This is a genomic window from Lacinutrix sp. (assembly GCF_037625555.1).
Lineage (GTDB): Bacteria > Bacteroidota > Bacteroidia > Flavobacteriales > Flavobacteriaceae > Lacinutrix.
Genome location: NZ_JASJHV010000044.1, coordinates 161042 through 168413, shown reverse-complemented (window position 1 = coordinate 168413; position 7372 = coordinate 161042). Strand labels below are relative to the sequence as shown.

The 7372-nt window shown below is 32.1% G+C and carries 8 protein-coding genes and 1 tRNA gene; 3 read left to right on the top strand and 6 right to left on the bottom strand.

The genetic code is table 11. The annotated features are described in order from the left end of the window. Positions 1-903: 903 nt before the first annotated feature. Positions 904-1911 carry a hypothetical protein gene (locus tag QNK89_RS03340; RefSeq protein WP_340169547.1) on the bottom strand — a complete coding sequence of 336 codons (1008 nt, stop codon included), beginning with the start codon at positions 1909-1911 and terminating at the stop codon, positions 904-906. Next, positions 1908-2384, bottom strand: coding sequence for a T9SS type A sorting domain-containing protein (locus QNK89_RS03335; protein ID WP_340169546.1), 477 nt, complete (start codon positions 2382-2384; stop codon positions 1908-1910). The genes QNK89_RS03340 and QNK89_RS03335 overlap by 4 nt, the downstream gene beginning before the upstream one ends. A gap of 383 nt (positions 2385-2767) precedes the next feature. Here QNK89_RS03335 and QNK89_RS03330 point away from each other — a divergent pair, with 383 nt between their 5' ends. After that, positions 2768-2995 carry a hypothetical protein gene (locus QNK89_RS03330; RefSeq protein ID WP_340169545.1) on the top strand — a complete coding sequence of 76 codons (228 nt, stop codon included), beginning with the start codon at positions 2768-2770 and terminating at the stop codon, positions 2993-2995. Between the two features lie 336 nt (positions 2996-3331). On the opposite strand, the gene QNK89_RS03325 is transcribed toward QNK89_RS03330, so the two are convergent. Further along, positions 3332-3405: transfer RNA gene (locus QNK89_RS03325), tRNA-Ile, on the bottom strand. Between the two features lie 46 nt (positions 3406-3451). Further along, positions 3452-3880: a methylmalonyl-CoA epimerase gene (gene mce / locus QNK89_RS03320; protein WP_340169544.1), complete on the bottom strand. Its 429-nt coding sequence runs from the start codon at positions 3878-3880 to the stop codon at positions 3452-3454. A 173-nt stretch (positions 3881-4053) separates the two neighbouring features. On the opposite strand from mce, the gene rbfA reads away from it, so the two are divergent. Further along, positions 4054-4455 (top strand): 30S ribosome-binding factor RbfA, encoded by a 402-nt coding sequence (rbfA, locus tag QNK89_RS03315; protein ID WP_340169543.1) that lies wholly within the window; start codon positions 4054-4056, stop codon positions 4453-4455. A 5-nt stretch (positions 4456-4460) separates the two neighbouring features. Continuing rightward, entirely contained in the window at positions 4461-5675 is a 1215-nt protein-coding gene (locus QNK89_RS03310) for an FtsX-like permease family protein (RefSeq protein WP_340169542.1), read from the top strand. A 6-nt stretch (positions 5676-5681) separates the two neighbouring features. On the opposite strand, the gene dusB is transcribed toward QNK89_RS03310, so the two are convergent. Both dusB and QNK89_RS03300 read right to left on the bottom strand, forming a co-directional pair. After that, complete coding sequence (dusB, locus tag QNK89_RS03305; RefSeq protein WP_340169541.1) at positions 5682-6677, bottom strand: tRNA dihydrouridine synthase DusB; 996 nt, start codon at positions 6675-6677, stop codon at positions 5682-5684. Positions 6678-6752: 75 nt separating this feature from the next. Then, positions 6753-7343, bottom strand: coding sequence for a heme-binding protein (locus QNK89_RS03300; RefSeq protein ID WP_340169540.1), 591 nt, complete (start codon positions 7341-7343; stop codon positions 6753-6755). Positions 7344-7372 lie beyond the last annotated feature (29 nt).

Below are 7372 nucleotides of genomic sequence, written 5' to 3'. Positions count from 1 at the left end.
TAGAAGTAGTTAGAATGATAAAGAAAAATCAACTGGTGAACCCTGAAAGTTCAACCTACAAATCATTTATATCATTAGCTTCTTAAAAAATTAAATTAGTTTAAAACTTGATGCTTAATTTTAGCAGATGCGACAGAACCATTTCTATGAGCTGTTGGGTTAATAACCTAATAACAATCTAATGAGGTTAAATGTATTCTCTACGGAACAACTATCCTTAATTTTTAAATACGCTAGGAAAGAAATTTTTGATGTAAAAACCAATAAAATATGGATGTTAAGCAGTTGAGCGGGAGGTTTTGTTCAACTATTTGCTCAACTATTAAAGTAAAAAACCCTGTAAAAATTGATGTTAACAGGGTTTTTGTTGTGGTCCCACTTGGGCTCGAACCAAGGACCACCTGATTATGAGTTGCTTTAATTAAAATCACAACTGCCTTAATATGTTCATTTTCAGTGTTTTAATAAATAAGGAAAGTTCATTATTTATCATTTATTTATATCTTTTACCCTTTAACGTTGCGCAAATCATTGCGCAAAGAATTAATCTATTTTTCTTAATATCAACTTCATTAGAATGTTATGAAGTTAATCTTAATTTCTAGTATTATTAATATACTATTATTTATAAAAACATATTAATTAACTCCCTTGTAAAGAGCTGGGCTGGGGCAAGCTAGGATTTTAGCTTACAACACCTAAAAAGGTGTCTTGGTTGCTCAACTGATTATTCAGTTCTAGGAGTATTTAACAGAGATTAACTCAGACCTAACATATCCGACTACGTTTAGTGCATTAGTGAAGTCAGAATAATTTTTCATCCTTCAAATATAAGAAATGTAAGTTTATCCTACTTAAGAGGTCTTGAAATAGCTGAATTGAAAGAGGAAGTTTTGCCTATGGTTACAAGCAATCTAACTCAATAAATTCTTCTATAGTCAATTCTGTATAGCCATCTTCAGAACCGTTGGAACTGCTGTTTATACTAATCGTATCATCAACAGGATTCTTTGTTACAACCCAACTCTGACCAAAGGCTCCATTAAATTTAAATTGTGTGGGACTGTTAATATTCGGGTCTAAGTTTAAGGCATAATACGAAAATGTTACAGGAAGTAGTTGTAAAACGCACCCTTGTTGGTCAGGGTTGTTATTGAATACTTCATAAAATGACCAACCCTCATATGCTTCAACAATGTTCCCTTCATTTGTAATTTGGCCAACATAAGATAAGTCAAAATGGACATACCTCACTCCATTAGGAATATCTTTACGATAAACCTTCCCTTTTAGAAATTCTAGTAAATTTAAATTTTGATTAATCTGACTATGAAGATTGCTAACTGCTGCTGCAATTAAAGCATCTATGACTACTTTTGAATAGGTGTAGTTTTTTGTTGCTGCATCCTGCGCCTCCGTAGGGTCTTGCAAGTCTTTTATTTGTTGGTTGTTTGCTGAGTTGCTCTCTGCAAGAACCGACTCTAAATTAGGTGTTGTTGTTGCGTTTCCACTATTTGCTGCATATAGAGCATAGGGTACACTAAGCAGTTGAGTCGTTCCCATGAGTACATAGTTATTAGGACCGTCGATGCTTAATTCAATGCCCAAATAATAACTACCCATAGACCAATCCAGGTCTGAAAAGGCGCCTATGTTGGCTGTGCCTTGTCCAATTATTAGGTTTACTTGTCCTAAATCATCTGTGAGTATTACGTGTGTCTCTGTGAAAATAGGCCCATCTGTTTGTAAACCCTGAATAACATTAAACTTAAAATACACATTGGTATTAACTACTAAATCTCCTGCGCTGTTTCTAACCGTCGCTTGGTAGTTAAAACCCTGTGGGGCTTGGGCCTGTAGTTGTGTGAGGGATGCTATGACTAGACATAGAATGACATAAAACTTTTTCATTTCTTAATAATTTTATACGTATTGGGTTGTTTTGAATCTTTTGTCGTGACTGAAATAAAATAAGTGCCCGTTGTAAGAGTTTGTACACTTAAGGGTTGCTGTTTTTGATGCGCTGTTTGTAGGATTTGTTTTCCGCTAATGTCAGTAATCCTAACCTCAAAAAACTGTTCTGTGGGATGGGTTATGAAAAGTGCTTCTGAGACAGGGTTTGGAAATACCTTGACTTGCAATTGAAGTTCTGGCGTTTCTGTGTTTAAGGTTTCTAAATCCATAGAAGGATAATACCCATTGCCTAATTGTATGCTCCCATCTTGGGCAGTCATAGCTCCCACTAACACTTCTCCTGTGGTGTAGCTAAGTTTGTTGATGTCGTTTTCATAAGTGGCTCCAGCTGGACCAATGACTTGTTTAGAGATGGTTTGACTATATCCTGAAAAAGAGACAACTAAAAATAGTAATGTAAAGTAGCGCACTGTTAAATTGGTTTAGAATTCAAATATAAGGAATAGTTGATTATTGTCTCTAAAATTAATGAAAAAAAACGCTCAACAATATTCATTCTACATCAACTACTTCCATAATAATTGTAACAGTATTTTATTATCATTAATTTTATGAAATCTAAAAAAATAAAATTATAATGAAAATTGTGAAGAAGTATGTCTTAACGTGACTTGTAGTGATTGTTCATATATCATTATAGGAGGGTGCTAACCATCTTAATAACTCCCTATAACCCTTACTATTAATTTAGTAGGAGTTTTTTCTGTATCAAGGTTGTGTCAACACATTATGATTTATTTGTTATATTTGGGTAGAAAAGTTTTTATACTAGAATTAAAAATTAATAAAAGTTATGACGGATTTAGAAAAGAAAATGTTTAAAGATAAAGTCAAGGTAAATATTAAAGAAATGTCCAAAGAGGAAAAGGACAATTATGTCCTTGAGCAAATTTCTTTATTTCAAAAAAAACTAGACAACAGTCAAAAAAAAATAAATGCCTCGTATAATATACTTTTATTCTTTTTAACAGGTAGTATTTTAAGTGCTTGCTACACCATCTTTCTTCTGTTAGGGTTATAGAAGAATGGTAAGATATTCTTGCTGTACTAGGCTGTACTAGTTAATTTATAAAACAATTTTAATAACACCTTATAGCCCTTACTATTTTGTAGGGGTTTTTATATAAAGTATTTTTAAATATTATAAACCCAGAACCTTTAGGTAATATATCATCTCACGAAGACCTGCCCCAAAAGAAAAGTGATCTTATTTAGACAGGGGAGTGTTTGTTTTTTAGGTTTTTTACTGGCACATAACTGGCAGTTATATGGCAGTTAACCTGTTTATCATTATATTTGGGTAAGTAACTACTATAAAAAAAGCCCCTACATCTCTGTAAAGGCTTGATTTTACTAGTGGTCCCACTTGGGCTCGAACCAAGGACCACCTGATTATGAGTCAGGTGCTCTAACCAACTGAGCTATGGGACCAAAATTGGTGTGTAAATCTAATATTAATTTTAAAACTCTACAAGATTTATTTCTCTATATCTTTATTTTCTTTAATCTTTATTTCTTGACAAAGCTCAATCAACACGCCATTAGACGATTTAGGATGTAAAAAGGCTACTAATTTATTATCTGCACCTTTCTTTGGAATTTCGTTTAAAACTATAAAACCTTCAGATTTTAGTCTTTTAATTTCTGCTTCAATATCGTCTACATCAAAGGCTATGTGGTGAATGCCTTCTCCTTTCTTCTCTATAAACTTAGCTATTGGACTGTTTTGGTTAGTAGCTTCTAATAATTCAATTTTATTTTCACCTACTTGAAAAAAAGAGGTGTTTACACCTTCAGACTTAACTTCTTCTAGCTTATAGTGAGGCTCTCCAAATAGTTTAGAAAATAATGCATTAGATGTTTTTAAGTTTTTAACAGCGATACCTATATGTTCTATTTTATTCATTAAATACAGTGTTTTTTATTTTCGTGAAATCGAAAATAGTGTTGTTTTTTATAATTAATTTCTAATTTACCTTAAATTAAGATATTAATTTTAAATTCAAAAATACTATAATATTTAAAAAGTGTATTTTTACAATCTATACATATTCCTTTAATTTAGGAGCAATTCATATAATGAAAACAGAAGAAAGTCAAAGACAAAAAAAAATTGGTTCGGTTTTACAACGCGATTTGGTAGATATTTTACAAACAGCAGCGACTCAAGGTGGTATGCGAGGTGTTATTATTTCGGTATCTAAAGTTAGTGTTACTGTAGATTTATCTGTAGCTAAAGTGTATTTAAGCATTTTTCCAAACGATAAAGCTAAAACCTTAGTAGAAGGTATAAAATCTAACCAGCCTTTTATACGTCACGAACTCGCGCAACGTACAAAAAACCAATTAAGAAGAATGCCACAACTTTACTTTTTTGTGGATGATTCTCTAGAACATATTGATAAAATTGAGCAATCTTTAAAAGGAATAGACAACCCGTTAAAAGATCCAAGCCTTTTAGGAAAGCATAAAAAATCCTAAACCTTTTGAGTTTTCCTCTTTACATTGCAAAACGCTATTTACGCTCCAAAAGCTCAAACAACGCGATTAATTTTATTACTTATATTGCAATTGCTGGTATTATTTTAGGCTCTGCATCATTATTTATAGTGCTTTCAGGTTTCGCTGGTTTAAGAGACTTTACGCTTCAATTTACAACTGTTATTGACCCTGATTTAAGAGCAGAAGTTACGATTGGAAAATCTTTTATATTAAACCCAAATGTAGAAAATAAGCTTAAGGTTGTTAACGGTATTGCAAGTTATTCTAAAATAATTGAAGAGCGTGTTATCGCTTCTTTTGATGGTAATAATCAGGCTTTATACATTAAAGGTGTTGATGCTAATTATAAGCATGTAAATGTTTTAGATTCTATAATATGGAGAGGTAGCTGGCTAACAGATAAAACAAATCAAGTAGTTGTAGGCGATGGCGTGTCTAACAGTTTAAATATTGGTGTTTTAGACTACGGGAAACGCGTCTCTTTGTTTGTACCTAGACCTGGGAAAGGCCAAATAACTTCTGTTCAACAAGCATTTAATCAAGTAGAAGCTATAAACGTTGGTGTTTTTAGTATAAACGAAAAACTAAACGATAGTCACATTTTTTCAAGTTTAGAACTCGCTCATGAACTCCTTAATTTTGAAGAAAACCAGATTACAAACATTGAGTTTAGGTTAACGGAAAATGCCGACGAAAAGAAAGTGAAATCTCAAATTCAAGGCATTTTAGGAAACAATATTACACTAAAAAATACAGCACAATTAAACGACGCGTTGTATAAGATGCTTAATACAGAAAACCTTGCTGTTTATCTTATTTTTACTCTTATTCTAATTATTGCCTTTTTTAATGTTATTGGTTCTTTAATAATGATGATGCTAGATAAAAAGAAAAGTCTCAATACTTTATTTAATGTAGGTGCAACAGTAAAAGATATTAGAAAAATCTTCTTTTTACAAGGCGCGTTAATGAGTGTTTTTGGAGGATTAATTGGTCTAGCTGTTAGTACATTGTTAATAGTGTTTCAGCTTTATGGGCCTGATAACATGAAGGTTATGATAACACAAACTCTTGCTTATCCTGTTGCGTTTCATGCAGTAAACCTTGTAATTGTTTTTTTAACTATAACTGTTTTAGGCATTATAGCTTCTAAAATTGCTTCAGTTAGGATTACTAAATATATGATGAAAACAAATTAAATATATTTATTCGGTAAAAATATAGTCGATAAATAGTTTCTCTACTTCATCAAAAGCAGCAAAAACGTCTTTAGAGTCATCACTTGTAACCATTTTCATTCTATATTCTTTAAAATGTGGAATGCCTTTGAAATAATTAGTGTAATGCCTTCTGGTTTCAAAAACACCAAGTATTTCTCCTTTCCAATCAATTGCCATTTGTAAGTGTCTTCGGGCAGCCTCTACGCGCTCTCCAATAGTAATTGGTTTTAAATGTTCTCCTGTTTCAAAAAAATGCTTTACTTGTTTAAAAAACCACGGATTTCCAATTGTTGCACGACCAATCATACAGCCATCTAAACCATAAACGTCTCTCATTTCCATTGCGCGTTCTGGCGATGTAACATCTCCATTTCCAAAAATAGGAATGTGCATTCTAGGATTGTTTTTTACAGCAGCAATAGGTTTCCAGTCTGCTTCTCCTTTATACATTTGCGCTCTTGTTCTACCGTGAATTGCAATAGCCTTGCAGCCAACGTCTTGAAGCCTCTCTGCAACTTCAACAATTTTTATAGAGTCATGATCCCAACCTAATCGTGTTTTTACAGTAATAGGAATATCTGTACGCTTTACCATTTCGGCAGTTAACTGTTCCATTAGGCAGATGTCTTTTAAAATACCTGCTCCTGCTCCTTTACTTACTACTTTTTTTACTGGACAACCAAAATTAATATCTATAATATCTGGTTTAGATGCAGAAACAATATCAATAGTCTCTAACATGCTTTCCATATTAGCTCCAAAAATTTGAATACCAACTGGTCTTTCTTTTTCGTAAATATCCAGTTTCATAACGCTTTTTGCTGCATTGCGAATTAAACCTTCACTACTTACAAACTCTGTATAAACAACATCTGCACCTTGCTCTTTACATAAAGCACGAAATGGTGGGTCGCTAACGTCTTCCATTGGCGCTAAAAGCAATGGGAAATCAGGAAGTTCTATCTTGTCTATTTTTACCAAAGTATTTGATTTTAAAGCAAAATTAATGCTTTTTATATTATTATTTAGTGTCGTTTGGTTTTAAGCTTTGTTCTTTTATTCAAGCTCTACAATAACCTCGTTCTTTCTATTAAAAACTTCAAAAGGTGCATTGTAACCTAAAAACGAAAAATTATTCTTGTAAGCTATTTTGTTCTTATATAACGCTTCTTTAAGTGTGTTTTTATACTTTTCAATCTTGTCTTTATTTGCCCAACCACCAAAACTAATTGCTGCAACTGTTTTTTCAGGCATTTGCTTAAACTCAATATCTTTTTGATTTGGCTTAGGTAAATCTTCTTTTTTATATGCTTTAGGAACTAAAAATTGCATTGTAACAGAATCTTCTAAAGTCATGTTTACGGGAGACGTCATGGCTATGTTTTCTTTGGTTTCATTACTGCCAAAAATATAGCCTCCTAATACATTAAAACCTTCAGAACCGGCTTTGTCATAATCATCTGTTGCTAGTTTTATTGATGTAAATAATGCGGATTCATATTTGCGAATTTCAATATCACCAATAGTTTTAATAGTTTTATACTGGTGTGTTTCAATATCTTTTTGTGAGTAAATAAAATAGAGTTGAAAGATTAAAAAAGCAGTTATAATAACTCCAAGAATAATAAGTATTGTTTTAATTTTCATATCAAAAATGTAAATTTATAATGTATCAC

What these genes read in the sequence shown, in the direction of transcription:
- mce (WP_340169544.1), bottom strand. Translation starts at nt 3,880, where the DNA reads ATGAATAAAATAGAACATATAGGTATCGCTGTTAAAAACTTAAAAACA.
- QNK89_RS03300 (WP_340169540.1), bottom strand. Translation starts at nt 7,343, where the DNA reads ATGAAAATTAAAACAATACTTATTATTCTTGGAGTTATTATAACTGCT.
- rbfA (WP_340169543.1), top strand. Translation starts at nt 4,054, where the DNA reads ATGAAAACAGAAGAAAGTCAAAGACAAAAAAAAATTGGTTCGGTTTTA.
- QNK89_RS03330 (WP_340169545.1), top strand. Translation starts at nt 2,768, where the DNA reads ATGACGGATTTAGAAAAGAAAATGTTTAAAGATAAAGTCAAGGTAAAT.
- QNK89_RS03340 (WP_340169547.1), bottom strand. Translation starts at nt 1,911, where the DNA reads ATGAAAAAGTTTTATGTCATTCTATGTCTAGTCATAGCATCCCTCACA.